The 26986-nt window shown below is 61.6% G+C and carries 26 protein-coding genes; 18 read left to right on the top strand and 8 right to left on the bottom strand.

Annotated elements, in window-relative coordinates; translation table 11 throughout:
- Window positions 1-43 precede the first annotated feature (43 nt).
- The 7 genes from NL64_RS07690 to gshB form a co-directional block, all read right to left on the bottom strand.
- Window positions 44-1315 (bottom strand): dihydroorotase, encoded by a 1272-nt coding sequence (locus NL64_RS07690; RefSeq protein WP_034147548.1) that lies wholly within the window; start codon window positions 1313-1315, stop codon window positions 44-46.
- Window positions 1312-2316 (bottom strand): aspartate carbamoyltransferase catalytic subunit, encoded by a 1005-nt coding sequence (locus tag NL64_RS07685; protein ID WP_007939362.1) that lies wholly within the window; start codon window positions 2314-2316, stop codon window positions 1312-1314. Before NL64_RS07685 ends, NL64_RS07690 begins: the two co-directional genes overlap by 4 nt.
- 27 nt (window positions 2317-2343) lie before the next feature.
- Complete coding sequence (gene pyrR / locus NL64_RS07680) at window positions 2344-2847, bottom strand: bifunctional pyr operon transcriptional regulator/uracil phosphoribosyltransferase PyrR (protein WP_034147547.1); 504 nt, start codon at window positions 2845-2847, stop codon at window positions 2344-2346.
- A gap of 94 nt (window positions 2848-2941) precedes the next feature.
- The gene (gene ruvX / locus NL64_RS07675; RefSeq protein ID WP_034147546.1) at window positions 2942-3379 is read right to left on the bottom strand and encodes a Holliday junction resolvase RuvX; all 438 of its coding nucleotides are present in this window, start codon (window positions 3377-3379) and stop codon (window positions 2942-2944) included.
- Complete coding sequence (locus NL64_RS07670; RefSeq protein ID WP_034147545.1) at window positions 3379-3951, bottom strand: YqgE/AlgH family protein; 573 nt, start codon at window positions 3949-3951, stop codon at window positions 3379-3381. The genes ruvX and NL64_RS07670 overlap by 1 nt, the downstream gene beginning before the upstream one ends.
- 135 nt (window positions 3952-4086) lie before the next feature.
- Complete coding sequence (locus tag NL64_RS07665) at window positions 4087-4986, bottom strand: energy transducer TonB (RefSeq protein WP_034147544.1); 900 nt, start codon at window positions 4984-4986, stop codon at window positions 4087-4089.
- Between the two features lie 106 nt (window positions 4987-5092).
- Entirely contained in the window at window positions 5093-6064 is a 972-nt protein-coding gene (gshB, locus tag NL64_RS07660; RefSeq protein WP_034147543.1) for a glutathione synthase, read from the bottom strand.
- Window positions 6065-6390: 326 nt separating this feature from the next.
- Between gshB and pilG the strand changes: the two genes are divergently transcribed.
- The 17 genes from pilG to madM all read left to right on the top strand — a co-directional run bounded on the left by pilG (window position 6391) and on the right by madM (window position 25093).
- On the top strand, window positions 6391-6795 hold the full coding sequence (gene pilG, locus NL64_RS07655) for a twitching motility response regulator PilG (protein WP_034147542.1): 405 nt from the start codon (window positions 6391-6393) through the stop codon (window positions 6793-6795).
- A 60-nt stretch (window positions 6796-6855) separates the two neighbouring features.
- Window positions 6856-7221 (top strand): twitching motility response regulator PilH, encoded by a 366-nt coding sequence (gene pilH, locus NL64_RS07650; RefSeq protein WP_034147541.1) that lies wholly within the window; start codon window positions 6856-6858, stop codon window positions 7219-7221.
- A gap of 10 nt (window positions 7222-7231) precedes the next feature.
- On the top strand, window positions 7232-7765 hold the full coding sequence (locus tag NL64_RS07645; RefSeq protein WP_034147540.1) for a chemotaxis protein CheW: 534 nt from the start codon (window positions 7232-7234) through the stop codon (window positions 7763-7765).
- 157 nt (window positions 7766-7922) lie between these two features.
- A complete protein-coding gene (locus NL64_RS07640; protein ID WP_034147539.1) occupies window positions 7923-9983 on the top strand; it encodes a methyl-accepting chemotaxis protein in 2061 nt (686 codons plus the stop codon).
- A gap of 61 nt (window positions 9984-10044) precedes the next feature.
- Window positions 10045-16071, top strand: a complete 6027-nt coding sequence (locus NL64_RS07635; protein ID WP_034147538.1) for an Hpt domain-containing protein — start codon at window positions 10045-10047, stop codon at window positions 16069-16071.
- Entirely contained in the window at window positions 16064-16531 is a 468-nt protein-coding gene (locus NL64_RS07630) for a chemotaxis protein CheW (RefSeq protein ID WP_034147537.1), read from the top strand. The genes NL64_RS07635 and NL64_RS07630 overlap by 8 nt, the downstream gene beginning before the upstream one ends.
- 60 nt (window positions 16532-16591) lie before the next feature.
- Entirely contained in the window at window positions 16592-17221 is a 630-nt protein-coding gene (locus tag NL64_RS07625) for a nucleotidyltransferase domain-containing protein (RefSeq protein WP_034147536.1), read from the top strand.
- The gene (locus NL64_RS07620) at window positions 17184-17609 is read left to right on the top strand and encodes a hypothetical protein (protein ID WP_034147535.1); all 426 of its coding nucleotides are present in this window, start codon (window positions 17184-17186) and stop codon (window positions 17607-17609) included. The genes NL64_RS07625 and NL64_RS07620 overlap by 38 nt, the downstream gene beginning before the upstream one ends.
- A 225-nt stretch (window positions 17610-17834) precedes the next feature.
- Window positions 17835-19505, top strand: coding sequence for a malonate decarboxylase subunit alpha (gene mdcA / locus NL64_RS07615; RefSeq protein WP_034147534.1), 1671 nt, complete (start codon window positions 17835-17837; stop codon window positions 19503-19505).
- Window positions 19505-20380 (top strand): triphosphoribosyl-dephospho-CoA synthase, encoded by an 876-nt coding sequence (locus tag NL64_RS07610; protein ID WP_034147533.1) that lies wholly within the window; start codon window positions 19505-19507, stop codon window positions 20378-20380. Before mdcA ends, NL64_RS07610 begins: the two co-directional genes overlap by 1 nt.
- The gene (locus NL64_RS07605) at window positions 20380-20679 is read left to right on the top strand and encodes a malonate decarboxylase subunit delta (RefSeq protein WP_034147532.1); all 300 of its coding nucleotides are present in this window, start codon (window positions 20380-20382) and stop codon (window positions 20677-20679) included. The genes NL64_RS07610 and NL64_RS07605 overlap by 1 nt, the downstream gene beginning before the upstream one ends.
- On the top strand, window positions 20672-21523 hold the full coding sequence (locus NL64_RS07600) for a biotin-independent malonate decarboxylase subunit beta (RefSeq protein WP_034147531.1): 852 nt from the start codon (window positions 20672-20674) through the stop codon (window positions 21521-21523). The genes NL64_RS07605 and NL64_RS07600 overlap by 8 nt, the downstream gene beginning before the upstream one ends.
- Window positions 21520-22323 carry a biotin-independent malonate decarboxylase subunit gamma gene (gene mdcE, locus NL64_RS07595; RefSeq protein ID WP_034147530.1) on the top strand — a complete coding sequence of 268 codons (804 nt, stop codon included), beginning with the start codon at window positions 21520-21522 and terminating at the stop codon, window positions 22321-22323. The genes NL64_RS07600 and mdcE overlap by 4 nt, the downstream gene beginning before the upstream one ends.
- Window positions 22317-22937: a malonate decarboxylase holo-ACP synthase gene (locus NL64_RS07590; protein WP_034147529.1), complete on the top strand. Its 621-nt coding sequence runs from the start codon at window positions 22317-22319 to the stop codon at window positions 22935-22937. Before mdcE ends, NL64_RS07590 begins: the two co-directional genes overlap by 7 nt.
- On the top strand, window positions 22934-23845 hold the full coding sequence (gene mdcH, locus NL64_RS07585) for a malonate decarboxylase subunit epsilon (protein WP_034147528.1): 912 nt from the start codon (window positions 22934-22936) through the stop codon (window positions 23843-23845). The genes NL64_RS07590 and mdcH overlap by 4 nt, the downstream gene beginning before the upstream one ends.
- A 65-nt stretch (window positions 23846-23910) precedes the next feature.
- Window positions 23911-24327, top strand: a complete 417-nt coding sequence (madL, locus tag NL64_RS07580; protein WP_034147527.1) for a malonate transporter subunit MadL — start codon at window positions 23911-23913, stop codon at window positions 24325-24327.
- Between the two features lies 1 nt (window position 24328).
- The gene (madM, locus tag NL64_RS07575) at window positions 24329-25093 is read left to right on the top strand and encodes a malonate transporter subunit MadM (protein ID WP_034147526.1); all 765 of its coding nucleotides are present in this window, start codon (window positions 24329-24331) and stop codon (window positions 25091-25093) included.
- Between the two features lie 112 nt (window positions 25094-25205).
- Here the strand turns inward: madM and NL64_RS07570 are convergent, their stop codons facing one another.
- On the bottom strand, window positions 25206-26120 hold the full coding sequence (locus NL64_RS07570; protein WP_034147525.1) for a LysR family transcriptional regulator: 915 nt from the start codon (window positions 26118-26120) through the stop codon (window positions 25206-25208).
- Window positions 26121-26352: 232 nt separating this feature from the next.
- On the opposite strand from NL64_RS07570, the gene trhA reads away from it, so the two are divergent.
- Window positions 26353-26970 (top strand): PAQR family membrane homeostasis protein TrhA, encoded by a 618-nt coding sequence (trhA, locus tag NL64_RS07565; protein ID WP_034147524.1) that lies wholly within the window; start codon window positions 26353-26355, stop codon window positions 26968-26970.
- The last annotated feature ends 16 nt before the right edge of the window (window positions 26971-26986 follow it).

The raw sequence follows: 26986 nt of genomic DNA, 5'->3' as shown, positions 1-26986 counted from the left end.
ATTCCGCAGGAGTCGGCTTGCTGGCGATTGGGGCGACGCGGTCTTATGCCTGGTGGCTGATCCGCCCATCCACCAGTGTGTAGCGCACTACGCCCGGCAAGCTGTGCCCAATGAACGGGCAGTTCTCGCCCTTGGACCGCCAGGTCTCACCGGCCACGGTCGAAGCCGCCGGGTCGAACAGCACGATATCCGCCGCGCCACCCACCGCCAGTTTGCCCGCCGGCAGACGCAAAGCTTCGGCAGGCCCGGCACCGAGGCGCGCCAGCAGCGTCGGCAAGTCCAGCAGACCGTCTTCCACCAGTGTCATCGCCAGTGGCAACAACAACTCAACGCTGCTGATGCCCGGTTCGGTGGCACCGAACGGCGCCAGTTTGGCGTCGCGCTCGTGGGGTTGGTGATGGCTGGAAATCGCCGAAACCACGCCCGACTTCACGGCCGCACGCAGACCCTCACGGTCGGCGCGGGTGCGCAGTGGTGGCTGGACGTGATAGAGGCTGCTGAAATCAATCAGCGCTTCATCGGTCAGGATCAGTTGGTACAACGCCACATCCGCCGTAACCTTCAGACCACGTGCCTGGGCCTGGGCGATCAGGGCCACACCGCGAGCGCTGGTGAGTTGGCTGAAGTGCGCGCGCACGCCGGTTTGCTCGACCAACAGCAGATCCCGCGCCAGGGCCACGGTTTCGGCCGTTTCCGGAATGCCCGGCAAACCGAGGAAACTGGCGGTCGGGCCTTCATGGGCCAGCCCACCTTCGGCCAGGTCATGATCCTGCGAATTGAAAATCACCGTCAGGTCGAAGGTCGCCGCATAGTCCAGCGCCCGGCACAGGGTGCGGGTATTGCGGAAGCTCTCCAATCCGTTGCCGAAGGCCACGCAGCCGGCATCGCGCAACGCGACCAGTTCGGCCAGCTGTTCGCCATCCAGGCCTTTGCTCAGGGCGCCGATCGGGAAGACTTTGGCGTTGCCGGCCTCGCGGGCGCGGTCGAGGATCAGTTCGGCCACCGCCGAGGTGTCCAGCACCGGTTTGGTTTTCGGCGGGCAGCACAGGCTGGTCACGCCACCAGCGGCGGCGGCGCGGGTTTCGCTGGCGATCGAGCCTTTACGGCTGTAACCCGGTTCGCGCAGGGCGACGTTGAGGTCAACCAGGCCGGGAGCGGCTACCAGGCCTTGGGCGTCGATGGTGTCGACGGCGACAAAACCGGCCGGCGCGGCGCCAAGGCCGACGATCTTGCAGGCTTCAATGTGAATATCGGTGACTTGATCCAGGCCACTGGCCGGGTCGATGACGCGTGCGCCGAGAATGCTGAGCTTCACTGGGCGTTCTCCTGCTCGAATTGGCGCTGGGCTGTTTGCCCGCTCATGGCCATGGACAGCACCGCCATACGAATCGCGATGCCGTAGGTGACCTGGTTGAGGATCACCGAGTGCGGGCCGTCGGCCACCGCCGACTCAATCTCCACGCCACGGTTGATCGGCCCCGGGTGCATGACGATGGCATCGGGTTTGGCCCCGGCCAGGCGCGCGGTGGTCAGTCCGAACAGGCGATAGAACTCGCCCTCGCTCGGCAACAGGCCACCGGTCATGCGTTCACGTTGCAGGCGCAACATGATCACCACATCGACGTCCTTCAGGCCTTCGGTCATGTCGGTGTAGACCTTCACGCCGTATTGCTCGATGCCGATCGGCAGCAGGGTTTTCGGCGCGATCACGCGGATGTCCGGGCAGCCGAGGGTTTTCAGCGCCAGCATGTTCGAGCGTGCGACCCGCGAGTGCAGGATGTCGCCGACGATGGCCACCGAAAGATTCTCGAAACCGCCCTTGTGCCGGCGGATCGTCAGCATGTCGAGCATGCCCTGGGTCGGGTGCGCATGACGGCCGTCGCCGCCGTTGATGATCGCTACTTGCGGGCACACGTGTTCGGCGATGAAGTGCGCGGCACCCGAATCACCGTGGCGCACGACGAACATGTCGGCAGCCATGGCTTCCAGGTTACGTAGCGTGTCGAGCAGTGTTTCCCCCTTGCTCGCCGACGATGTCGACACGTTCAGGGTGATCACGTCCGCCGACAGGCGCTGGGCCGCCAGTTCGAAGGTGGTGCGGGTGCGGGTGGAGTTCTCGAAGAACACGTTGCACACGGTCTTGCCGCGCAGCAACGGGACTTTCTTCACCGCCCGGGCGCCGACTTCGAGGAACGAGTCGGCGGTGTCGAGGATTTCCGTCAGCAGCTCGCGGCGCAAGCCGTCGAGCGAGAGGAAGTGGCGCAGCTGGCCCTGATCATTGAGCTGCAGCGGGCGCTTGGTTTCTAGAGGCGTCATCGCGAGGGGGACTCTCAATAGGGCGAATTAAAGGGCGAGGTCTTGCACTTCGAGCGCAAGCTCCGGACCGGACAGCTTCACCCGTTCGTGGGCTGCCAGGGACAAGGTCGCGCCGACCACGTTCGGGCGGATCGGCAGTTCACCGGCGTCCAGGTCCAGCAGGCACACCAGCGTCACGCTGGCCGGGCGGCCGTAGTCGAAGAGTTCGTTCATGGCGGCGCGGATGGTGCGGCCGCTCATCAGTACGTCGTCGATCAGCACCAGGTGCTGGCCTTCGATCTCGAACGGCAGGGCGGACGGGCGCACTTGCGGGTGCAGGCCGTTCTGGCTGAAATCGTCGCGGTAGAAGGAAACGTCGAGCGTGCCAAGCGGTTCAGCGCTGCCCAGCTCTTTCAGCAAAGCCTGGGCGACCCAGACGCCGCCGCTGCGGATTCCGATGTAACGCGGTTCGCTGATGCCACGGTGTTCCAGGTGGGCCTTGAGATCGGTCGCCATCTGGCGGATCAGTTCGGCGGGATTGGGCAGGCTCATGGTTGCTCCTTCTTGGGCCCGAGGCGGCTTGTGCTTGAGGTGGCTCGGGTTGTTACTAAAAGAGCCGCATTGCGACTCTTCAGGATTGGGCGCATCAGGATTCGAACAGCGCGCCATTTTCGTCGAGCCAGCCTTGCAGCAGCAGGGCGGCGGCGATGGCGTCGACCGGGTTGTCGCGGTAACTGCCTTTCTGCCCGCCACGGGCCAGGCGTTCGCCCTTGGCCTCGAAGGTGGTCAGGCGTTCGTCGTGAGTATAGAAGGGCAGGTTGAAGCGGCCGTTGAGGCGCCGGGCGAATTTTTCCGCGCGGGCGCACATGTCGCTGGGGGTGCCGTCCATGTTCAGCGGCAGGCCGACCACCACGGCGTCGGGCTTCCACTCTTTAATCAGGGCTTCGACCTGGTCCCAGTCGGGAATGCCGTTCTGCGCTTTCAAGGTGCACAGCTCGCGGGCCTGGCCGGTAATGACCTGGCCGACCGCAACGCCGATTTGTTTGGTGCCGTAGTCGAAACCCAGGATCAACCGCAGGGCCATCAGGCGTGCCCCGCCTGGCTGGTGAGCAGGCTGAGGTTGACGCCCAGGTGTCTGGCCGCCGCTTCGAGGCGCAGTTCACTGCTGGTGTTGAACAGGATGTCGGCGTCGAACGGGCAGGTCAGCCAGGCGTTTTGCGCCAGTTCGGCTTCCAGTTGCCCGGCTTCCCAACCGGCATAACCCAGGGTAATCACGCTTTTCGCCGGACCGACGCCATCGGCGATGGCGAACAGCACGTCCTGGGAGGTCGACAGGGACAGCTCGCCTTCCAGATCAACGGTCGCCTGAAAGCTCTGCCCCGAAGGGTGCAGAACGAATCCGCGATCGGTCTGCACCGGCCCGCCGATGAAGATCGGCACGTGCTGGCAGAGCGCTGGAGGTTCGATATCCGGGCGCAGTTGCTCGAGGATATCGGCCAGGTTCAGGTCTTGCGGACGGTTGACCACCAGCCCCATGGCACCATTGGCCGTGTGCTCGACGATGTAGGTCAAGGTGTGCGCAAAGTTCGGGTCGACCATGTGCGGCATGGCGATCAGGAAGTGATGCTTGAGGTAGCTGGGGCTGACGTTTTTCATGAGCGCTAGTGTGGCGTTGGAGGGGCGAACTGACAAGCTTGAGTGAGCCAAAAGATCGCAGCCTGCGGCAGCTCCTACAGGGAAACGCGTTCCAAATGTAGGAGCTGCCGCAGGCTGCGATCTTTTGATCTTCAGTCAGTTGCTTGAGAGGCGATCCCCACGCGCAAATTTCCACGTGCGGATGATTTCCAGCCGGTCGATATCCGACAAGTCCCCGGTAAACGGCGCAAATGGCGCCGCCAGCCGCACGATGCGCTGGGCCGCCTGATCCAGCAGCGGTTGCCCGGACGACTCCAGCACCAGCACTTCATACAGCGAGCCGTCGCGGTTGATCGACACCATCAGGCGCAAGTTGCCGTAAATCTGTTTGCGCCGGGCTTCGTCGGGGTAATTGAGGTTGCCGATGCGCTCGACCTTCTTGCGCCATTCGTCCTTGTACCAGGCGCCCTTGTCTTTCATGGTCGAAGCGGCGCTCAGACGGTGGATGCGCGGGCGTTTGGCGTACAGCTGTTGTTCCTGGGCCAATTCCGCTTCCAGGCTGGCGATGTCGCTGGACAGCTGTTCACTGTCGAAGGTCGGCGCGGCCACGGCGGGTTTGGTGACGGGTTTGGGTTCTTCGGTTTTCGCCGGGGCTTTTTTCGGCTTCGGCGCGACGGTGGTCACGGCGGCCTTGGGCGCAGCCTCCTGGACTTCAGGCTTGGCGGCTGGCGGTGGCGTGACTTTCTGCACCTTGTTGTCCTGGAAAGGCGCGACCTCAGTGGTCTTGGGGATCGCCTTTTTATCCAGGGTGCCACTGCCTTGCTGGTTTTCCTGGGCAAGAAAATCAGCTTTTTCAGGCTTCTTTTCGCTTTTGAAGGTGGCGAGGGTGATTTCCAGGGTTTTGCTGATCTGCTTGGGTTCGACCATGGTAAAGCCGACACCCAACAGCAAAGCGAGGTGAATCAACGCTGCCAGAAACAGGGTAAAACCGAGGCGATCGGCCGGGCGCACGCCGTAATGGGCGAGTTCGGGAGGCAGATCGGACGGGAGGGTCATGGCAAAAAAACCAACATCGCGTTTTTACGAGCCCGGCATGATAACGCAATGTTGGTTTTTAGCTTCAAGCTCCAGGCTTCAAGCGACAAGCTGCATTCGGCACGCTTCAACCTTGCCGCTTGAGGCTTGCAGCTTTCAGCTGCTTCTCTATGGCATCCATCAACAAGCTGCCAATGTCGGTGCCAAAGGCATTGTCGATTTCGCGAATGCAGGTCGGGCTGGTGACGTTGATTTCCGTCAGGTGCTCGCCGATCACGTCGAGGCCGACGAACAGCAGGCCTTTCTCGCGCAGGGTCGGGCCGACCTGGGCGGCGATCCAGCGATCCTTCTCGCTCAGCGGACGCGCTTCGCCACGGCCACCAGCGGCGAGGTTGCCACGGGTTTCGCCAGCAGCGGGAATACGCGCCAGGCAGTAATCCACCGGCTCGCCGTCGATCATCAGGATGCGTTTGTCGCCATCCTTGATCGCCGGCAGGTAGGCCTGGCCCATGATCTGCTGGGTGCCGAGTGCGGTCAGGGTTTCGAGAATCACTGACAGGTTCGGGTCGCCCGCGCGGTGACGGAAGATCGATGTGCCGCCCATGCCGTCCAGCGGCTTGAGAATCACGTCGCCGTGTTTGGCGGCAAATTCACGCAGCACATCGGCGCGGCGGCTGACCACGGTCGGCGGCGTGCACTGCGGGAACAGCGTGGCGAACAGTTTCTCGTTGCAGTCACGCAGGCTCTGCGGTTTGTTGACCACCAGCACGCCAGCGCTCTCGGCTTGCTCCAGCAAGTACGTGGAGTAAACGAACTCCATGTCGAACGGCGGATCCTTGCGCATCAGGATCACGTCCAGGTCGCTAAGCAGCGCATCCTGCTCGGCTTCCAGTTCGAACCATTTTTCCGGGTTGGCGAACACTTTCAGCGGACGCATCCGCGCTCTGGCTTCACCTTCGCCCTGGTACAGGTCGCGCTGTTCCATATAGAACAGTTCCCAGCCACGCTTCTGCGCGGCCAGCAGCATGGCCAGCGAGCTATCCTTTTTATAGGAGATGCCGGCAATAGGATCCATGACAATCCCGACGCGAACGCTCATGGGTGTTTCCTCGAAATTAGGGGGCGAAATCAGTCTGTAGGAGCAAGCTTGCTCGCGATAGAGTCGACGCGGTTGTTCAGATAGACCATGTCAACGTTCATCGCGAGCAAGCTTGCTCCTACAGAAGGTAAGGACCATATAAAAGTGGCGTCAGAGTGGCGCTGAGTGTGTTCCCGGTCAAGGAAAAACCACTGCCAGGGCCGGCCGATAGATTGCGTTTGGAGACTGTGCTAAAAAGGCTGCCAAGTGGCGCCGGGCCTTGAGCTTCAAGGGTTTCGAGCGGCCAAACGGACAAATTGTTTCACAAAGGCGACGGCAGAGCATTTATGGACCAGCAACCCAGCGCCTTGAAGGTCATGGTGATCGACGATTCGAAGACGATTCGCCGCACCGCCGAAACGCTGCTCAAGAACGTGGGTTGTGAGGTCATCACGGCCATCGACGGTTTCGATGCGCTGGCCAAGATTGCCGACAATCACCCCGGCATCATCTTCGTCGACATCATGATGCCGCGTCTGGATGGCTATCAGACCTGCGCTTTAATCAAGAACAACAGTGCATTCAAGTCCACGCCAGTGATTATGCTGTCGTCCAAGGACGGGCTGTTCGACAAGGCCAAGGGGCGCATCGTCGGCTCCGATCAGTTTCTGACCAAGCCTTTCAGCAAGGAAGAACTGCTCAACGCGATCCAGGCCCATGTTCCGGGCTTCGCCGCTGTTTTGCCGCAGTAAGACACGCACAGTGACGCTCGGCCAGCGGGCCGGATGTCGACAAGAAAAATGGGGAAGACCATGGCACGTATTCTGATCGTCGATGATTCGCCGACCGAAATGTACAAACTGACCGGCATGCTGGAAAAGCACGGTCATGAAGTCTTGAAAGCCGAAAACGGCGCGGACGGCGTGGCCCTGGCCCGCCAGGAAAAACCCGACGCAGTGCTGATGGACATTGTGATGCCCGGCCTCAACGGTTTCCAGGCGACCCGTCAGTTGACCAAAGACCCGGAAACCGGGCACATCCCGGTGATCATCATCACCACCAAGGATCAGGAAACCGACAAGGTCTGGGGCACGCGCCAGGGCGCCAAGGACTACCTGACCAAACCAGTCGACGAAGAAACCCTGATCAAGACCCTGAACAGCGTGCTGGCCGGTTGATCAGCCGGCCATGAACGAGTCGCTGACGGCTTTTGAACTGCTGCTGCAGATCGACCAGCGCTGTCGTCTGCTGGCAGCGGATCTGCCGTCTCAACCAACCCGGCAGGATAGCTGGAGCGGCATCGGCTTTCGCCTGGGCGAGCACTGGTACGTCGCCCCCATGGGCGAAGTCAGTGAAGTGCTGCACGAGCCGCGCTTCACTCAAGTGCCGGGGGTCAAGCCCTGGGTCAAGGGCGTGGCCAATTTGCGTGGGCGTTTGTTGCCGATCATGGATTTGTGCGGTTTCTTTGGTCACGAAGTCTCGACGGCGCGCAAGCAACGGCGGGTGTTGGTGGTGGAGCATAACGAGGTGTTTGCCGGGTTGTTGGTCGATGAGGTCTTCGGCTTGCAGCACTTTGCCCAGGACAGCCTGAAGCCGGCAGATCATTCGAGTGGGCCGATTTCAGCGTTTATCGAGGGCCGGTTTCAGCGAGAGCAGAGCTGGCAGGTGTTCAGCCCGTTTGCGCTGGCGCGGGCGCAGGGATTCATGAACGTGGCGCTATAGCCGGTACAACAGAGGACCTGTGGGAGCCGAGCTTGCTCGCGATGAGGGACTCAAAGCCGACACATGTGTCGACTGACATACCGCTATCGCGGGCAAGCCCGCTCCCACAGGGGGTTTGGGCAAGTCTTGGAAAGCGTGGATTAACAGGCGAAGACCGATGATAAAAGCAAAAACAGGCAAGCCAATGGAAGGGTCGCGCAGTCGTTCGCAGATCATCGTGCTGTTTATCGCACTGATCATCTTCATCATGCTGTTGTTCGCCAACTTCGCGTACCTCAACACCCAGGCCACTTACGACAAACAATACATCGGCCACGCCGGTGAGCTGCGCGTGCTGTCCCAGCGCATCGCCAAGAACGCCACCGAAGCCGCCGCCGGCAAGGCCGCGGCATTCAAATTGCTCAGCGACGCGCGCAACGATTTTGCCCAGCGCTGGAGCTATCTGAAGAAAGGCGACCCGGCCACCGGCCTGCCACCGGCACCGTCCGAGGTGCGTCCGGAAATGCGCGCCGTGCAGATGGACTGGGAACGCCTGCTGAAAAACACCGACGCCATCCTCTCCAGCGAACAGACCGTTTTGTCGCTGCACCAAGTCGCCTCGACTCTGGGCGAAACCGTGCCGCAGTTGCAGGTCGAGTACGAAAAAGTGGTGGAAATCCTCTTGCAGCGCGGCGCTCCGGCGGCCCAGGTGGCGATGGCCCAGCGTCAATCGCTGCTGGCCGAACGGATTCTCGGCGCGGTGAATACCGTGCTGTCCGGCGACGAAAGTTCACAGCAGGCCGCTGACGCCTTCGGTCGCGATGCGGCGCGTTTCGGCCAGGTTCTCAACGGCATGCTGCAGGGCAACACAGCGCTGCGGGTCAGCCAGGTCGAAGACCGCGATGCGCGTGCGCGCTTGATGGAAATTTCCGAACTGTTCGAATTCGTCTCCGGCTCCGTCGATGAAATCCTCGAAACCTCGCCGGAACTGTTCAAGGTCCGGGAGTCGGCCAGCAACATTTTCAGCCTGTCGCAAACCTTGCTCGACGAAGCCTCGCACCTGGCCAGCGGTTTCGAAAACCTTGCCGGCGGACGCAAGACCGACACCATCGGTGGTTACGTGCTGGGCCTGGCGGCATTGATGTCGATCATCCTCATCGGTCTGGTGATGGTGCGCGAAACCAATCGCCAACTGCGGGAAACCGCCGAGAAAAACGAGCGCAACCAGAACGCGATCATGCGCCTGCTCGACGAGATCGAAGACCTCGCCGATGGCGACCTGACGGTAACCGCTTCGGTGACCGAAGACTTCACCGGGACTATCGCCGATTCGATCAACTATTCCGTGGACCAATTGCGCGATCTCGTGGCGACCATCAACCTTACCGCTGGCCAGGTCGCCGCCGCCGTGCAGGAAACCCAGGCCACCGCCATGCACCTGGCGCAGGCGTCGGAGCATCAGGCGCAGCAGATTTCCGAAGCCTCCACCGCGATCAACGACATGGCCCAGTCCATCGATCAGGTGTCGGCCAACGCCGCCGAATCCTCAGCGGTGGCCGAGCGTTCGGTAGAGATCGCGAACAAGGGCAACGAGGTCGTGCACAACACCATCCACGGCATGGACAACATCCGCGAGCAGATTCAGGACACCGCCAAGCGCATCAAGCGCCTCGGTGAGTCTTCCCAGGAAATCGGTGACATTGTCAGCCTGATCGATGACATCGCCGATCAAACCAACATCCTTGCCCTTAACGCGGCCATCCAGGCTTCCATGGCCGGTGACGCGGGGCGCGGTTTTGCGGTGGTCGCCGACGAAGTGCAACGGCTGGCCGAGCGTTCGTCCGCCGCCACCCGGCAAATCGAAACCCTGGTGCGTGCGATTCAAACCGACACCAACGAAGCGGTTATTTCCATGGAACAGACCACCACCGAAGTGGTGCGCGGCGCGCGTCTGGCGCAGGATGCCGGTGTGGCCCTGGAAGAAATCGAAGGGGTTTCCAAAACCCTCGCGGCGCTGATCCAGAGTATTTCCAACGCCGCCCAGCAACAGACGTCGTCTGCCGGGCAGATTTCCCTGACGATGAACGTGATCCAGCAGATCACCTCGCAGACTTCGTCCGGCTCCACTGCCACCGCCGAGAGCATCGGCAACCTGGCGAAAATGGCCAGCCAGCTGCGGCGCTCGGTGTCCGGTTTCACCTTGCCGGCCGCCAAGGCGCAAGTGGCGGACGAAGCTTGAACCGCCCTCGGGCCTTGGCGTCTTGATTGGCATTTTGACTGAAGCGGGAACTGGAGTGGTTATGGGTGATCGGCACGACTATGTGGCCCTTGAATGGGTCAAAGGCGAGATTGCCGAAACGCTGAAGCAGGCTCATCACGCGATCGAAACCCAGCTTGATGACCCGCAGGCGACGCACGCCCTGAGCGAATGCCTGGCGTGCATCCATCAGGTTCACGGCAGTTTGCAGATGGTCGAATTCTACGGCGCGGCCCTGCTCGCCGAAGAGATGGAACGGTTGACCACCGCCCTGCAACAGAACCGCGTCAGCCATCGTGACGAGGCGCTGCACCTGATGCTGCAAGCGCTCGGCCAGCTGCCGATCTACCTCGACAGGGTGCAGAGCGCCCGCCGCGATTTGCCGCTGGTGGTGCTGCCGCTGATCAACGATTTGCGCAGTGCTCGTGGTGAAAGTCTGTTGTCGGAAACCAGCCTGTTCAGCCCGCAACTGCCCGACCTGCCAGCGCTGGATGAAGAAGCGCTGAAGCGGCTGGAACCGGCAGACCTGCCGAGTGTGCTGCGCAAGTTGCGGCAGATGTTGCAGATGGCTCTGGTCGGTTTGCTGCGCGAGCAGGATGACGACACGCATCTCGGTTATCTGGCGACCGTGTTCAGCCGACTCGAAAGCCTGTGCGGCAGCGCGCCCCTGAGCCCGCTGTGGCAGGTCGCTTCGGCGCTGGTCGAGGGCATGCGCGGCGGTGCTATCGCCAACAGTCCGGCCTTGCGCAGCCTGTTCAAGGACGCCGACAAAGAACTCAAGCGCCTGCTCGAACAGGGCATGCGCGCAATCAATCAACCGGCACCGCCGGAGTTGCTCAAAAGCTTGCTGTTCTACATAGCCAAAGCCGAACACCCCACCGGGCAGATGCTGACCATGAAAGATCGCTACGGACTGGACGAGGCGCTGCCGGACAGCGCGATGGTCGATGAAGAACGCGCACGGCTGGCCGGTCCTGACCGCGACGCCATGCGCTCGGTATTGGCGGCGCTCTGCGAAGAGCTGGTGCGGGTCAAGGAGCGCCTTGACCTGTTCGTACGCAGTGACCGGCAACACACCTCCGATCTCGAGAGCCTGTTGGCACCGCTGCGGCAAATCGCCGACACCCTGGCGGTGCTGGGCTTCGGCCAGCCGCGCAAAGTCATCATCGATCAACTGGCGGTGGTGCTGAGCCTCGCCCAGGGCCAGCGTGCGCCCGATGATGCGATTCTCATGGACGTCGCCGGGGCCTTGCTTTACGTCGAGGCGACACTGGCCGGAATGGTCGGCACCGTAGAACCCGAAAGCCAGGAAGAAAGCCGCCTGCCGACCACCGACCTGACGCAGATCCATCAGATCGTGATCAAGGAAGCACGCATCTGCCTGCAACAGGCCAAGGACATGATCGTCGACTACATCGACGCCGATTGGGACCGCCAGCATTTGCAGGCGTTGCCGGCCTTGTTGACCCAAGTGCGCGGTGCGCTGGCGATGATTCCGCTGAGCCGCGCGGCGGGCCTGATCGAAACCTGCAACCACTTCATCCGCGAGCATCTGCTGCTTGATCCGGGGCAGCCCGGTTGGCAGGAACTGGACAGCCTGGCCGACGTGATCGCCAGCCTCGAATACTACCTTGAGCGCCTCAACGATGACCCGGAAGCGCCGGGTGAGCAGTTGCTCGATATCGCCGAACAAAGCCTGGCGTCCCTCGGTTTCTTCCCCTCTGAACAGCATGTGCCGGTGCTTGAGGACGTGTTGAGCCCCAGCGAAGCACAGGTCATGCAACAAATGCAGGAGCTGGATGGTCCGGCCATCGTGCAGACCCTGGCCGATGTGCTCGCCAGTCCGGTTTCCGCCCTGAACCCTCCGGCCCTGACCACACCGGGCAGCCTGTTGCCGCCGCCTGCCGGTGAAGAGCCGGTGGATGAAGAATTGCGCGAAGTGTTCCTCGAAGAGACTGACGAGGTCCTTGAGATTCTTCGCGAATACTTGCCGCGTTGGTCGGCCAATCCTGAAAACACCTCAGCCCTGAGTGAGGTGCGCCGTGCCTTCCACACCCTCAAGGGCAGTGGCCGGATGGTCCGTGCGCTGGTGTTGGGCGAACTGGCCTGGGCCATGGAAAACCTGCTTAATCGGGTGCTGGAACACAGCGTCGCGCCGGGCGCTGCGGTGCAGCAACTCCTGGGCGAGGTCGTGGAGCTGCTGCCGGAGCTGGTGGCTGAATATGCCGCCGACGCCCAGCGCCAGCGCAACGACGTCGACCAATTGGCCGCCCACGCCCATGCCCTGGCCAAGGGCGAGGAGTTGGCTGCCGATGAAGACACCCAGGACGTCTCGGCCCTCGATCCGCTGTTGCTGGAGATCTTCCGCAAAGAAGCCGAAACCCACTTGGCCAGTCTCAATCGCTTTCTCGATCAGGCCGCCGAGCACGTGCCGTTGCAGGCCAGCGACGAATTACAGCGCGCCTTGCACACCCTCAAGGGCAGCGCATCGATGGCCGGAGTTTTGCCGATTGCCGAGCTGGCCGCGCCGCTCGATCAACTGGCCCGGGAATACAAGGCCCACCAAATCGCCCTCGACCTTGATGAAGTCGAAGTGCTGCTGGAAGCCGAAGGCTTGTTCCGGCTCGGCTTGCGCCAGCTCAAGAGCGATCCGTTGGCCGAGATTCCAGACGCTGCATCGTTGATTGAGCGCACCCAGGCCTTGCTTGTCGAACGCCTGGCCAGCCTGTCGAACACACCGAGCAGCGGGCTACGGATCAAGCGCGATCCGCAGTTGATCAACAACTTTCTGGCCCAGGGCATGGACATCCTGCTCGACGCCGAAAGCCTGCTGCAGCGCTGGCAACAGCACCCCGGCGAGCGCCAGGAACTCAGCGCGTTGCTGGACGAATTGACCACTCTTGGCGAAGGCGCGCACCTGGCCGATTTGCATCCGGTGGATGAACTCTGCGAAGCCTTGCTTGACCTGTACGGCGCCGTGGAGGAAAGCAGCCTGGCGGTTAGCGAAGCGTTTTTCCATGAGGCGCAAAGTGCCCACGAAGCGCTGATCAACATGCTCGACGAGCTGGCTGCCGGCCAGGAAGTCAGCCCGCAGCCGGAGCGGATTCGCGCCTTGCACGGTTTGCTCGACCAGAGCCTCGACCCGTCGGCGATGGGGCTGATTCGCAGCGACGGCAGCCGTTCGCTGAGCATTCGCGACCTGTCCGATGCCACCGCCGAATTGGCACAAACCGCTGTGGAAAAACCGGCACAGACCACTGTGGGAGCTGGCTTGCCAGCGATGGATTCACAGGCGCCACGTTTATCCAATGAAAACGCGTCATCGTTAACGCCCATCGCTGGCAAGCCAGCTCCCACAATAGAACTGGACGACGAGATCGTTTCGATCTTCCTCGAAGAAGCGGTGGATATCCTCGAAAGCGCCAACCAGGCCTTGCAGCGCTGGTTGAGCGAGCCGCACAACGCCGCACCGTTGTCGTCCTTGCAACGCGACCTGCACACCCTCAAGGGTGGCGCGCGGATGGCCGAGGTCGGACCGGTCGGCGATCTGGCCCATGAACTGGAGAGCCTTTACCAAGGGCTGGTGGACCGCCGTTACAGCCAAAGCGAAGAGCTGGCGCAGTTGCTCCAACAGAGCCATGACCGTCTGGCACTGATGCTTGAACAGTTGCAACAGCATCAACCCTTGGGCGACCCAAACGAACTGATTGAAGCGATCCGAGCGTTCAGGCAAGGCCACGTGGGCAGTGCCGATGTTGCCGAACCCGCCGCGAGCGACGACTCGACTCATCACGACAGTGAGTTGCTGGACATCTTCCTCGAGGAAGGTTTCGACATCATCGAAAGCTCGGGTGCGGCGCTGGTGCGTTGGCAGGCCGAGCCTTCGAGCCGTCAGGAAGTGGAAACCCTGTTGCGCGACTTGCACACCCTCAAGGGCGGTGCGCGCATGGTGGAAATCGCGCCGATCGGCGATTTGGCCCATGAACTGGAATTCCTCTACGAAGGCTTGTCCGCGGGTGTTCTGAAACCCTCTTCGGCGTTGTTCGAGTTGCTGCAACGCAGCCATGACCGACTGGCGCAAATGCTCGACGCCACCCGTGCCGGTGAGCCATTGCCGCCAGCCGACCGACTGATCGATGCGATCAAGAATTTCAGCCATCCGGTGGTGCCTGGCGCTGCCACTGCGCCCATCGTGCTGCCCGCCGCCATAAAAACCGAAACCCCGGTACTGCAACCCGACGCCGGTGCAGACATGGTCAAGGTCTCGGCGGAGCTGCTCGACGATCTGGTCAACCTGGCCGGCGAGACGTCGATTTTCCGAGGGCGAATCGAGCAGCAGGTCAGTGATGCTCAAGTGACGCTAAACGAGATGGAAACCACCATCGAGCGGATGCGCGACCAGTTACGCCGCCTCGATACCGAAACCCAGGGCCGGATCCTCAGCCGTCAGCAAGTCGACGCCGAACGCCAGGGCTACGAAGAATTCGATCCGCTGGAAATGGACCGCCACTCACAATTGCAGCAACTGTCGCGCGCCTTGTTCGAATCCGCCTCCGACTTGCTCGATCTCAAGGAAACCCTGGACCGTCGCAACCACGACGCGGAAAACCTGCTCCAGCAGCAGGGCCGCATCAACACCGAGTTGCAGGAAGGGCTGATGCGCACGCGCATGGTGCCGTTCGAACGGATGCTGCCGCGCTTGAAGCGCATCGTCCGTCAGGTGTCCGAGGAGTTGGGCAAGGACGTCGAGTTCATCGTCGGCAACGCCGAGGGTGAAATGGACCGCAACGTCCTCGAACGCATGGCCGCGCCGCTGGAGCACATGCTGCGCAACGCCGTGGACCATGGCCTGGAATCCGCCGAAGTGCGGGTCGCAGCGGGCAAACCGGCACAGGGACGGATCACCCTCGACCTGTTGCGCGAGGGCGGCGACATCATTTTCGATATCCGCGACGACGGCGCCGGTGTGCCGCTGGAAGCAGTGCGACGCAAAGCCATCAAGCGCGGCTTGCTCGATCCGAACAGTGAAATCGGCGACCGCGACGTACTGCAATTCATCCTGCAACCGGGGTTCTCCACTGCCGAAAAAATTACCCAGATTTCCGGGCGTGGCGTCGGCATGGACGTGGTGCATGAAGAGGTGCGGCAACTGGGCGGCAGCATGAGCATCGACTCGGTGCCTGGGCAGGGCGTGCATTTCCGTATTCGCCTGCCGTTCACGGTGTCGGTCAACCGTGCGCTGATGGTGCACTGCGGGGAAGATCAATACGCGATCCCGCTGAACACCATCGAAGGCATCGTCCGCGTCTTGCCCAATGAACTCGAAGGGCATTTCCGCCTTGATCCACCGACGTATGAATACGCCGGGCAACGCTATGAGCTGTGCTATCTGGGCGAGCTGCTGAAAACCAGTCCACGGCCAAAATTGCTGGGCCAGAGCTTGCCGCTGCCAGTGTTGCTGGTGCAATGCAACGAGCGCCACATCGCCGTGCAGGTCGACGCCATGGCCGGCACCCGCGAGATCGTGGTCAAGAGCCTCGGCCCACAGTTTTCGGCGGTGCAGGGCGTGTCCGGGGCGACGATTCTGGGCGATGGCCGGGTGGTGCTGATTCTGGATTTGCTGGCGCCCATCCGCGCCTTGCAAGCGCGCGTGCCACAGCGCCCGGCAACCCATGAACTGGAGGTCGAACCGCAGCGGCCGTTGCTGGTCATGGTGGTCGACGACTCGGTCACCGTGCGCAAGGTCACCAGCCGTTTGCTCGAACGTCACGGCATGAACGTGCTGACGGCCAAGGACGGTGTCGATGCCATGCTGCTGCTCGAAGAGCACCTGCCGGACGTGATGCTGCTGGACATCGAAATGCCGCGCATGGACGGCTTCGAAGTGGCGACCCAAGTGCGCAACGATGAGCGCTTGCAGCACCTGCCGATCATCATGATCACCTCGCGCACCGGGCAAAAACACCGCGACCGCGCCATGGCCATCGGTGTCAACGACTACCTCGGCAAGCCGTACCAGGAATCGGTACTGCTCGAAAGCATTGCCCTGTGGAGCAAAACCCATGCTTGAACGGCTAATGAGCCAGCGCACCAGTAACCTCACCGGCCTGCTGCTGCCCCTGGCCGACCGTAACCTGATCCTGCCCAACGTCGCGGTCGCCGAGCTGATCGATTACCAACCGGCGGCATTCGACCTCGATACGCCACCCTGGTATCTCGGCCGGGTGACGTGGCGTAACCGGCAGATCCCATTACTCAGTTTCGAGTCGGCGTGCGGCCACAAAATCGCCATTGGCGAGCGCGCGCGGATCGTCATTCTCAATGCATTGGGCGGTCGGCCTGAAGTGAAATTCATGGCGATGCTGATTCAGGGGATCCCACGCTCCTACAAGCTCGACAGCCAGTTGAGCTATGTCGACGTGCCGTTGTGCTCGCTGGAAAAAGCGGCGGTGCAGGTGGGTGATCAAGTGGCCAAGGTGCCGGATTTGTTGGCGTTGGAGGAATTGCTGGTGGGGGCGGGGTTGATCTGAAGGTTGAAGATTCCCATAAGGGGACCTAAAGTTCCCTTTTTGGGACTTTCGGTTGTTGCCATGGAAAACCTGTCGCTGAGTGAAGCTTTGTTCACCACTACCCAGCAAAAAGTGTTGGGCCTGTTGTTTGGCAAACCTGACCGAAGTTTTTACGCCAATGAAATAGCCCGCTGGGCTCAGGTCGGTAAAGGCAGCCTCATGCGCGAACTGGAACGCTTGCAACGAGCGGGCGTGCTGACGATGTCACGACTGGGTAACCAGACCCACTATCAAGCCAATCCCGATTGCCCGATTTATACCGAACTACTGGGTATCACCCGGAAAACGTTCGGTATCGCCGAGCCGTTACGTGACGCGCTACAACCCTTCGCCGAACAACTCACATGGGCGTTTGTTTACGGTTCCATCGCCAAGGATCAGGCAAACGCATCCAGTGACATTGATCTCATGCTCATCGGTGAAGGTCTGCACTACAGTGATGTGATGGAGCGGCTCTTGCCTCTGGAAGAACATCTGGGCCGCACCCTTAATCCGACGCTCTATACCCCAGAAGACTGGGTCGCAAAACTGTCGGCCGAAAACAGCTTCGTCATGCGGGTTGCGCAGCAGGAAAAGATCAACCTGATGGGTGAAAGCCCTTTGGAGTCCAAGGATGGGCAGCAACGAGAATCTGGAGAATCTTTTACGTAGTGGTGGATTGAAGGCCGAGGCGCCGGATCGCAAGGAATGTGAGGGTTTGATGCGTTCGGCAACGGATCGCTTGAAGGATGCACTAACCCCGTCGCTTTCGTTCGCAAGTCGATTTGATCTGGCCTACAACGCTGCCCATGGGATGGCGCTGACGGCGCTTAGGCTGTGTGGTTACCGTTCGGACAAGCGTTACCTGGTTTTCCAGTGCCTGATTCACACTGCGGGCTTCGGCAAAGTGCAGGTTCGGCTATTCGCCCTTTGCCATGAACGACGCAACCTGGCGGAGTACGAAGGCTATATGGATGAAGATGAGGCGTTGCTGGGGCAGTTGCTGGAATGCACGGCGCAATTGTTGATCCGCGTGGAGCAGCAAATGGCTGGACTGTGATTCTTTAATGGAAGCTTCGAAACGATTTGATGTCCCCATCGCGAGCAGGCTCGCTCCCACAGGTTTAATGCGTGACGTAGATCCTGCGTGGGGCGAGCCTGCTCGCGATAGCGTCAAATTGAGCAACCATTACTTTGACCGTAACAATCCACCGCTCTGCTTGATTGATGCCCCGCACCCAACGCTCCTAAGGTGACCCCACGACAGCGAACCCGTGGAGTGGTCATGACAACAACAATATCCCCCGACTCGCGATGGACGCGGCGGCGCAGCGAGAAGCAGCGGCGTCTCGAACTGGTGCGAGGTCTCGCCGATGGTGTGGTGTTGCCCACCGACAAGATCGTGGCGGCGCTCGAGGCGTTGATCCTGCCCGGCGACCGCGTGGTGCTGGAGGGCAACAACCAGAAGCAGGCGGATTTTCTTTCCCGTTCACTGGTGAAGGCTGACCCGGCCAAGCTGCATGATTTGCACATGATCATGCCCAGCGTCGGTCGCGCCGAGCACCTGGACCTGTTCGAACGCGGTATCGCCCGCAAACTCGATTTCGCCTTCGGCGGCACCCAAAGCCTGCGCATCAGCCAATTGCTTGAAGACGGCCTGCTGGAAATCGGCGCGATCCACACCTACATCGAGCTTTACGCACGGCTGGTGGTGGACCTGATTCCCAACGTCGTGCTCTCGGCCGGTTTCATGGCCGACCGCGCTGGCAATATCTACACCGGCGCGAGTACCGAAGACACCCCCGCCCTGATCGAACCGGCCGCGTTCAGCGACGGCATCGTCATCGTCCAGGTCAACCAATTGGTGGACGACGTCAGCGAACTGCCTCGCGTCGACATTCCCGCCTCCTGGGTCGATTTCGTGGTGGTGGCTGACAAGCCGTTCTACATCGAACCGCTGTTCACCCGCGACCCGCGCCACATCAAGCCTGTGCATGTGTTGATGGCGATGATGGCGATTCGCGGGATCTACGAAAAACACAATGTGCAGTCGCTCAACCACGGCATCGGTTTCAATACCGCCGCCATCGAATTGATCCTGCCGACCTACGGCGAATCCCTCGGCCTCAAAGGCAAAATCTGCCGCAACTGGACGCTCAATCCGCACCCGACGTTGATCCCGGCGATTGAAAGCGGCTGGGTCGAAAGCGTGCATTGTTTCGGCACCGAATTGGGCATGGAAAACTACATCGCCGCCCGGCCTGACGTGTTCTTCACCGGACGTGACGGCTCCATGCGTTCCAACCGGATGTTCAGTCAGCTTGCCGGACAGTACGCGGTGGACCTGTTCATCGGCGCCACGCTGCAAGTCGATGGCGATGGTCACTCTTCCACGGTGACCCGGGGACGCCTGGCCGGATTTGGTGGGGCACCGAACATGGGCCACGACCCACGCGGTCGCCGTCACGGCACGCCGGCCTGGCTCGACATGCGCCACGGCGACGCGGCCGAACCGATGCTCGAACGTGGCAAGAAACTTGTGGTGCAAATGGTCGAGACCTTCCAGGAGGGCGGCAAACCGACCTTCGTCGAAACCCTCGACGCCGTTGAAGTGGCGAAGAAAAGCGGCATGCCGCTGGCGCCGATCATGATCTACGGCGACGACGTCACCCATCTGCTGACCGAAGAAGGCATCGCCTATCTGTACAAGGCGCGCTCGCTGGAAGAGCGCCAGGCGATGATCGCCGCCGTCGCTGGCGTCACCGCCATCGGCTTGCGCCACAACCCGAAAGACACCGCGCGCATGCGCCGCGAAGGCTTGATCGCCTTGCCCGAAGACCTCGGCATTCGCCGCACCGACGCCACCCGCGAACTGCTCGCGGCGAAAAGCGTGGCCGATCTGGTCGAGTGGTCGGGTGGCCTCTACAACCCGCCCGCCAAGTTCAGGAGCTGGTAATGCACGCATTCAACCTGCAACCGAAAACCCTGACCCTGGCCGAACGGCTGGCGGACCTGGCGGTGGACGCGCTGATCGACGAAGCCGACCTGTCGCCGAAACCGGCACTGGTCGACCGTCGCGGCAACGGTGCCCACACCGATTTGCACCTTGGGCTGATGCACGCCTCGGCGTTGGCGTTGTTGCCGGCGTTCAAGGAAATGGCTGAAGCCGCCATTGAGATGGGTGAGATTGGTTTGCCGCTGCGCGAAGCGATTGGCCTGATCGGTCGTGAAGGCGAGCAAGCGATGCTCGCAACCACCAGCGGCGTGAACACCCACCGTGGCGCGATCTGGGCCTTGGGCTTGCTGGTCGTCGCGGTTGCGCTTGAGCCGCAATCCACCGCCGCGAGCTCCATTTCTCTACGCGCCGCACGCCTTGCCTTGCTTGATGATCGTTACGCGCCGCGTCCGCTGAGTCACGGCGCGCAGGTCACTCTTCGCTACGGCGCGCGCGGTGCCCGTGAAGAAGCCCAACTCGGGTTCCCGGCCGTGACCCAACGCGCACTGCCGCAACTCAAACGCAGCCGCGCTACCGGCCATGGCGAACAGAACGCCCGGCTCGATGCGCTGCTGGCGATCATGACAAACCTGGCCGACACCTGCGTGCTGTATCGCGCCGGGGAAGAAGGCCTGCACACCATGCAACTCGGTGCCCAAGCGGTGCTCGACGCGGGCGGCAGTGCCAGCCTCGCCGGACGTCGTCGGTTGCATGAGCTGGACCAACAATTAATCGCGTTGAATGCCTCGCCCGGCGGCGCTGCCGACCTGCTCGCAGCCTGCCTGTTCATCGACCGCATCGAGTCTGGCGACGGCCTCATCCAGGGAGCATTTTGATGGAAACCTTATCCTTTGAATTCCCAGCCGGGCAGCCGCCTCGCGGCCGCACGCTGGTGGGGTGTGTCGGTTCGGGCGATCTGGAAGTGCTGATCGAACCGGGTCAGGCCGGCAAGTTGACCATCACCGTGCAGACCTCGGTCAATGGCAGCGAACAACGCTGGCAGCACCTGTTTGCGCGGATGTTCGACGGGCAGACCCCACCGGCAATGGACATCGATATCCACGATTTCGGCGCGACCCCCGGTGTGGTGCGCCTGCGTCTGGAACAAGGCTTCGAGGAGATCGGCCATGACTGACAGCGCAGCGTTGCTGACCAAACACAGCTTCGTCGAACTCGGTGCGCGGCAACGGGCGAAAGCCTTGCTCGATGCGGGCACGTTCCGTGAATTGCTCGACCCGTTCCAACGCGTCATGTCGCCCTGGCTGTCGCGCCAAGGTGTGGTGCCACAGGCCGATGACGGCGTGATCATCGCCAAGGGCAGCATTGACGGGTTGCCGGTGGTGATCGCCGCCATCGAAGGCGCGTTCCAGGGGGGCAGCCTCGGTGAAGTCGGCGGGGCGAAAATTGCCGGCTCGCTGGAACTGGCCGCCGAAGATAACCGCAAGGGCATTGCGACCCGAGCCGTGTTGCTGCTGGAGACCGGTGGCGTGCGTTTGCAGGAGGCCAATCTCGGGTTGGCGGCGATTGCCGATATTCACGCGGCGATTGTCGACCTGCGCCAGTACCAACCAGTGGTCGGTGTGGTTGCGGGTAGCGTGGGTTGCTTCGGCGGCATGTCGATTGCCGCCGGGTTGTGCAGCTACTTGCTGGTGACCCAGGAAGCGCGCCTCGGGTTGAACGGCCCGCAAGTGATTGAACAAGAAGCCGGGCTTGAGGAGTACGACTCCCGGGATCGTCCGTTTATCTGGAGCCTGACCGGTGGCGAGCAGCGTTTTGCCACAGGGCTGGTAGATCGCTACGCCTCTGACGACGTGGCGCAGATCCGCCAACAGGTCAGCGAATTGCTCCAGCAAGGTTTGCCTGCGCAGCAGCGCAGCACTCAGGCCGAACTGTTCCTGCAACGGCTGGCGCGTCTGGACGCCGAACCGCAAATCGAGCCTTCAGTGGTTCGCGATCTGTATCAAGGAGAGCGCTCATGAGTTCGTATTCCCTGAGAGGCTTGAACTGGTTCAACGCCTTGAGCGCTGGCGCCAAAGCGGTCGACGGTTTGACAGCGTCGCTGAAAGTGGCTGATGGATTTCTGGGTGAGCAACCGGTGCGGTTTATCGCTGTGGTGGCTGATCCCGACAATCGGTTTGTACGCGCCCGTAACGGCGAGGTTGGTTTGCTCGAAGGCTGGGGTCTGGCCAAGGTTGTGGATGAAGTCATCGCCGCTGATCAGGACAAGCCGCAAAAACGCGCCGTGATCGCCATCGTCGATGTGCCGAGTCAGGCTTATGGCCGCCGTGAGGAAGCACTCGGCATTCATCAAGCCCTGGCCGGTGCCGCTGACAGTTATGCTCGCGCCCGTCTGGCGGGGCATGCCGTGATTGGTTTGCTGGTGGGCAAGGCCATGTCCGGGGCGTTTCTCGCCCACGGTTATCAGGCTAATCGGTTGATTGCCCTGCGTGATCCGGGCGTGATGGTGCATGCCATGGGCAAGGCATCGGCGGCGCGCGTGACGCTGCGCAGCGTCGAAGAACTGGAAACCCTGGCCGCCAGCGTGCCGCCAATGGCGTATGACATCGACAGCTATGCCAGCCTTGGTTTGCTCTGGGAAACCTTATCGGTGGAGCAGATCGAACAGCCGTCGGCGAGCGATCTGGCGCGGGTGACTGAATGCCTGAATCTGGCGATCGACGATGTGGCGGCGAAGGGACACGACCTGAGTGGTCGTCTCGGCGCAGCCAATCGTGCGGCGTCGAGCAAGGTTCGCCAGTTGTTGAGGGAACAGTGGTGAACATGCTTCTGGCCCACGATCTGCTCTGGGGCATGACCCCGGAACAACTGCCTGCGGATGCGCCTGCGTGGGTGGTTGAGTCCCTCCGTGCCGGTCAGCCAGTCGTGGTTCGGCGCGCATTGTCGGTGGCAGGGCAGGTTGCAGTCGGCGTGCGTGGACGTTTGCGTGAGCAGCGTTATGCGACGTCGATGGCGATCGCGTCGATCAGCCGTCGCGTATCGCCGGAAGAGCTCTGCCACGCCGACATCGACCGGGAATTGCCGGCCGTTCGAGCCCTGACGCAACTGCGGCCAATGCTGGATAAGTGCGGCTGGGTCTGGGGTGTCAGCGGCAGTGCCGGGTTTGAACTGGCGAGTGGTTTTACGGCGTTGCACGAAGGTAGCGACCTCGACTTGATCCTGCGTACACCGCAGCCGCTGAGCCGTGCCGAATCCCGGGCGTTGGTCGCGACGCTCGACACCGTCACCTGTGTGGTGGACATGCAACTGCAAACGCCATTCGGTGCCGTCGCCTTGCGCGAATGGGCCGGTTCGTCGCATCGCGTGTTGCTCAAAAACGCCAGCCAGGCCTGTCTGGTGCTCGATCCGTGGAACCCGCAGGAGCAAGCAGCGTGAGCAGCTTGTTGGTGTTCCCCGGTCAGGGCGCGCAGCAGCCGGGCATGCTTCAGCGTTTGCCTCGGGAAACGTTGAACGAAGCAAGTGACGTGCTCGGTGAAGATGTACTGCTGCTGGATTCTGCCGAAGCGTTGCAATCGACGCGGGCCGTTCAGTTGTGCCTGTTGATCGCCGGCGTGGCGGCTGCGCGGCAGTTGTCGTTGCCAGCCGATTACGTCGCCGGGTTGTCCATCGGTGCCTATCCGGCTGCGGTGGTGGCGGGCGCGTTGAGCTTCAGCGATGCGCTGCATCTGGTCAGCCTGCGCGGTGAGTTGATGCAGCAGGCTTATCCACGGGGCTACGGCATGACCGCGATCATTGGTCTGGACCTTGCGACGGTGGAAGGTTTGCTGGCGCAGGTGCACAGCATCGACACGCCGGTTTACCTGGCCAACATCAATGCCGACAACCAGGTCGTCATTGCAGGCAGCGACGCCGCGATGAAAGCCGTCGCCGGGTTGGCGAAAGATTGCGGTGCAGGGCTGGCCAAGCGCTTGGCAGTCAGCGTGCCGTCGCACTGCCCGTTACTGGATGCGCCCGCAAAGCTTCTGGCTGAAGCGTTCGCCAAGGTGCCGCTGAATACGCCGACCCTCGGTTACCTCAGCGGCAGTCGCGCCCGGCCGGTGATCAACACCGAAGCCTTGCGCGACGACCTGGCTTTCAACATGTGCCGCGTGGTGGATTGGCGCGGCACGGTGCAAAGCGCTTACGAGCGCGGCGTACGTCTACAGATCGAACTGCCGCCCGGTGCGGTGCTGACCGGGCTGGCGCGCCGGATGTTCGAGCAAGGCACCGTGATGGCTTTCGACGGTGCCCGTCTCGATACCTTGCAGGCGCTGTTGCGTGAGGAGGGAAGCCGCCAACCCTAGAGCTTCGACCCAAGGCTTCGAACAACAAAAACAACATTCGACGATGCACTTCGAGGACAACAACAATGATTATTTACGGTGTGGCGCTGTTGGCGATTTGTACGCTGGCAGGGGTGATCATGGGTGACATGCTCGGCGTGTTGCTGGGCGTGAAGTCCAATGTCGGCGGGGTCGGGATCGCGATGATCCTGTTGATCTGCGCGCGGTTGTGGATGCAAAAGCGCGGCGGCATGACCAAGGATTGCGAGATGGGCGTCGGCTTCTGGGGCGCCATGTACATTCCGGTGGTGGTGGCAATGGCCGCGCAACAGAACGTCGTCACGGCGCTGCACGGCGGCCCGGTAGCGGTGCTGGCGGCGATTGGTTCGGTGGTGATCTGCGGTTGCACCATTGCCTTGATCAGTCGGACCCACAAGGGCGAACCCTTGCCCGATGAGCCCGAAGAGTTGAGCCCCGTTGGCACACCCGTAGGAGGTCGCTGATATGTGGGATCTCATCGAGAAAGGGCTGGAACATAACGGCCTGGTCACTGCATTCGCCTTCGTCGGCGTGATCATGTGGGTGTCGGTCATCCTCTCGAAACGCCTGACCTTCGGGCGCATTCACGGCTCGGCGATTGCCATTGTCATTGGCCTGGTCCTGGCCTGGGTCGGCGGCACCCTGACCGGCGGGCAAAAAGGCCTGGCGGACCTGACGCTGTTCTCCGGTATTGGCCTGATGGGCGGCGCCATGCTGCGGGACTTTGCCATCGTCGCCACGGCGTTCGAAGTGCAGGCCACTGAAGCGAAAAAGGCCGGGATGATTGGTGTGATCGCGCTGCTGTTGGGCACGGTGCTGCCGTTCATTGTCGGCGCGAGCATCGCCTGGGTGTTTGGTTATCGCGATGCGGTGAGCATGACCACCATCGGTGCCGGTGCGGTGACTTACATTGTCGGCCCGGTGACCGGGGCGGCGATTGGCGCGACCTCGGATGTGATGGCGTTGTCGATCGCCACCGGGCTGATCAAGGCGATTCTGGTGATGGTCGGCACGCCGATGGCAGCGCGCTGGATGGGCCTGGATAACCCGCGTTCGGCGATGGTGTTTGGCGGCTTGGCCGGGACTGTCAGCGGTGTGACGGCGGGGCTGGCGGCGACGGATCGGCGGCTGGTGCCTTATGGCGCGTTGACGGCGACGTTCCACACCGGTCTTGGGTGCTTGTTGGGGCCTTCGTTGTTGTACTTCATTGTTCGCGGGATTGTTGGCTAATTACCAGAATGCTTTTGTGGCGAGGGAGCTTGCTCCCGCTCGGGTGCGAAGCGCCCGCAAAAAAGGGTCTGCTGCGCAGCCCAGCGGGAGCAAGCTCCCTCGCCACAGGGTTTTATGCCTGGCGATTGGCATACATCCGACACTCCGCCAGTAACGCCAGCAGATTTGGATCGCGCTCCTTGGCTTTGAGAAACACCACACCAATGTGCTGCTGCAACCGGTACTTCTCCTGCAATGGAATCAGCTTCACCCGGTTCTCATACACCGCCGCAATCCTCCCCGGCAGCAACGCATAACCGACGCCCGAGCTGACCATACTCAGCAGGGTGAAGATGTCGTTGACCTGCATCGCCACTTTCGGCTCGAACCCCGCCTGCTCGAATACCCGTTTGCCGTCCTGGTGCGTGGCGAAGCCCTGGGTGAGGGTGATGAAGGTTTCGTCGCGCACTTCTGCAAGGTCGACTTCGGTCCTGTGGGCAAATTTCGAATCGGCGGGCGTGGCGAGGAAGATATCGTCGGAGAACAGCGGAATGTGCTCCAGGTCCGGGTCGATGATGCTGTCGTCCAGGGACACCAGGATCGCATCGACTTCCATGTTCTTGAGCTTGTACAACAGGTCGAAATTCGAGCCGAGGATCAGGTCGATGTTGAGTTCGCTGCGGCGGATTTTCAGGCCCATGATCAGCTGCGGCACAGTCTTCACCGTCAGCGAATACAGCGAGCCGAGTTTGAAGCGTTCAGCGGAAAATCCGGCGGCCTCGCGGGTCAGGCGCACGCTTTCCACGACGTCCTGAATCAGCTTCTGCGCACGTTCTTCCAGCACATAGGCGCTTTCCAGCGGCGTCAGGTTGCGGCCTTCATGTTTGAACAGCGGGCAGCGCAGGGCGCTTTCCAGGGAATGGATCGCCCGGTGCACGCTGACATTGCTGGTCTGTAATTCGGCCGCGGCCCGGGCCAGGTTGCCGGTGCGCATGAAGGCAAGGAACACCTCGAGTTTTTTCAGGGTCAACTCTTCGTCGATCAACATGGCGCGGACTCTTATTCGAATGGCTCGATTGTGCCTATTTACATTGATGTGCGCAGACCTTTGTGGGAGCTGGCTTGCCAGCGATGGCGTCTTGAGGATCAAGGTAAAACTTGAGGTCCTATCGCCAGCAAGCCGGCTCCTACAGGAGGGTTTGTTTTCTGAAACATTGCGCTTTTACGCTTGAGGCCTGAGCCTTGCGCACTGCGGGAATGAATGTCGAGGTGGGTAAACGATGTATCACGGGGAAAGATTGAACGCCTGGACGCATTTGGTCGGGGCGGTGGCGGCGACGGTCGGGGTGGTGTGGATGCTGGTGCTCGCCAGCATGGACGGCAGCCCGTGGAAGATCGTCAGCGTGGCGATCTACGGTTTTACCTTGATGGCCCTTTACAGCGCATCGACCGTGTACCACAGCGTGCGCGGGCGCAAGAAAGCGATCATGCAGAAGGTCGATCACTTTTCGATCTACCTGCTGATCGCCGGCAGTTACACGCCGTTCTGCCTGGTGACCCTGCGCGGGCCGTGGGGCTGGACGTTGTTCGGGATTGTTTGGGGGCTGGCGCTGATTGGCATCCTGCAGGAAATCAAGCCGCGTTCCGAAGCACGGGTTCTGTCGATCGTGATTTACGCGGTGATGGGCTGGATTGTGCTGGTGGCGGTCAAGCCGTTGCTGGCGGCGCTGGGCAGTGCCGGGTTTGCGTGGTTGGCGACTGGCGGGGTTTTGTACACCGTGGGGATTGTCTTTTTTGCCCTCGACCATCGCCTGCGGCATGCCCACGGGATCTGGCATTTGTTCGTGATCGCCGGGAGTTTGCTGCACTTTGTGGCGATTTTCTTTTATGTCCTTTAGACCGCGTCGCCGCCAA

It is taken from the genome of Pseudomonas fluorescens (genome assembly GCF_000802965.1).
Lineage (GTDB): Bacteria > Pseudomonadota > Gammaproteobacteria > Pseudomonadales > Pseudomonadaceae > Aquipseudomonas > Aquipseudomonas fluorescens_A.
This window is presented reverse-complemented; position numbering and strand designations above follow the sequence as displayed.

Bases quoted from the DNA above. Each gene is read 5' to 3' on its own strand.
- gshB (WP_034147543.1), bottom strand. From the start codon at position 6,064: ATGAGCGTTCGCGTCGGGATTGTCATGGATCCTATTGCCGGCATCTCC.
- NL64_RS07610 (WP_034147533.1), top strand. From the start codon at position 19,505: ATGCACGCATTCAACCTGCAACCGAAAACCCTGACCCTGGCCGAACGG.
- NL64_RS07600 (WP_034147531.1), top strand. From the start codon at position 20,672: ATGACTGACAGCGCAGCGTTGCTGACCAAACACAGCTTCGTCGAACTC.
- mdcA (WP_034147534.1), top strand. From the start codon at position 17,835: ATGACAACAACAATATCCCCCGACTCGCGATGGACGCGGCGGCGCAGC.
- pilH (WP_034147541.1), top strand. From the start codon at position 6,856: ATGGCACGTATTCTGATCGTCGATGATTCGCCGACCGAAATGTACAAA.
- ruvX (WP_034147546.1), bottom strand. From the start codon at position 3,379: ATGGCCCTGCGGTTGATCCTGGGTTTCGACTACGGCACCAAACAAATC.
- mdcE (WP_034147530.1), top strand. From the start codon at position 21,520: ATGAGTTCGTATTCCCTGAGAGGCTTGAACTGGTTCAACGCCTTGAGC.
- trhA (WP_034147524.1), top strand. From the start codon at position 26,353: ATGTATCACGGGGAAAGATTGAACGCCTGGACGCATTTGGTCGGGGCG.
- NL64_RS07620 (WP_034147535.1), top strand. From the start codon at position 17,184: ATGGGCAGCAACGAGAATCTGGAGAATCTTTTACGTAGTGGTGGATTG.
- NL64_RS07605 (WP_034147532.1), top strand. From the start codon at position 20,380: ATGGAAACCTTATCCTTTGAATTCCCAGCCGGGCAGCCGCCTCGCGGC.
- pyrR (WP_034147547.1), bottom strand. From the start codon at position 2,847: ATGAGCCTGCCCAATCCCGCCGAACTGATCCGCCAGATGGCGACCGAT.
- NL64_RS07630 (WP_034147537.1), top strand. From the start codon at position 16,064: ATGCTTGAACGGCTAATGAGCCAGCGCACCAGTAACCTCACCGGCCTG.
- NL64_RS07640 (WP_034147539.1), top strand. From the start codon at position 7,923: ATGATAAAAGCAAAAACAGGCAAGCCAATGGAAGGGTCGCGCAGTCGT.
- NL64_RS07570 (WP_034147525.1), bottom strand. From the start codon at position 26,120: ATGTTGATCGACGAAGAGTTGACCCTGAAAAAACTCGAGGTGTTCCTT.
- NL64_RS07625 (WP_034147536.1), top strand. From the start codon at position 16,592: ATGGAAAACCTGTCGCTGAGTGAAGCTTTGTTCACCACTACCCAGCAA.
- NL64_RS07670 (WP_034147545.1), bottom strand. From the start codon at position 3,951: ATGAAAAACGTCAGCCCCAGCTACCTCAAGCATCACTTCCTGATCGCC.
- madL (WP_034147527.1), top strand. From the start codon at position 23,911: ATGATTATTTACGGTGTGGCGCTGTTGGCGATTTGTACGCTGGCAGGG.
- NL64_RS07635 (WP_034147538.1), top strand. From the start codon at position 10,045: ATGGGTGATCGGCACGACTATGTGGCCCTTGAATGGGTCAAAGGCGAG.
- pilG (WP_034147542.1), top strand. From the start codon at position 6,391: ATGGACCAGCAACCCAGCGCCTTGAAGGTCATGGTGATCGACGATTCG.
- NL64_RS07685 (WP_007939362.1), bottom strand. From the start codon at position 2,316: ATGACGCCTCTAGAAACCAAGCGCCCGCTGCAGCTCAATGATCAGGGC.
- NL64_RS07665 (WP_034147544.1), bottom strand. From the start codon at position 4,986: ATGACCCTCCCGTCCGATCTGCCTCCCGAACTCGCCCATTACGGCGTG.
- NL64_RS07645 (WP_034147540.1), top strand. From the start codon at position 7,232: ATGAACGAGTCGCTGACGGCTTTTGAACTGCTGCTGCAGATCGACCAG.
- madM (WP_034147526.1), top strand. From the start codon at position 24,329: ATGTGGGATCTCATCGAGAAAGGGCTGGAACATAACGGCCTGGTCACT.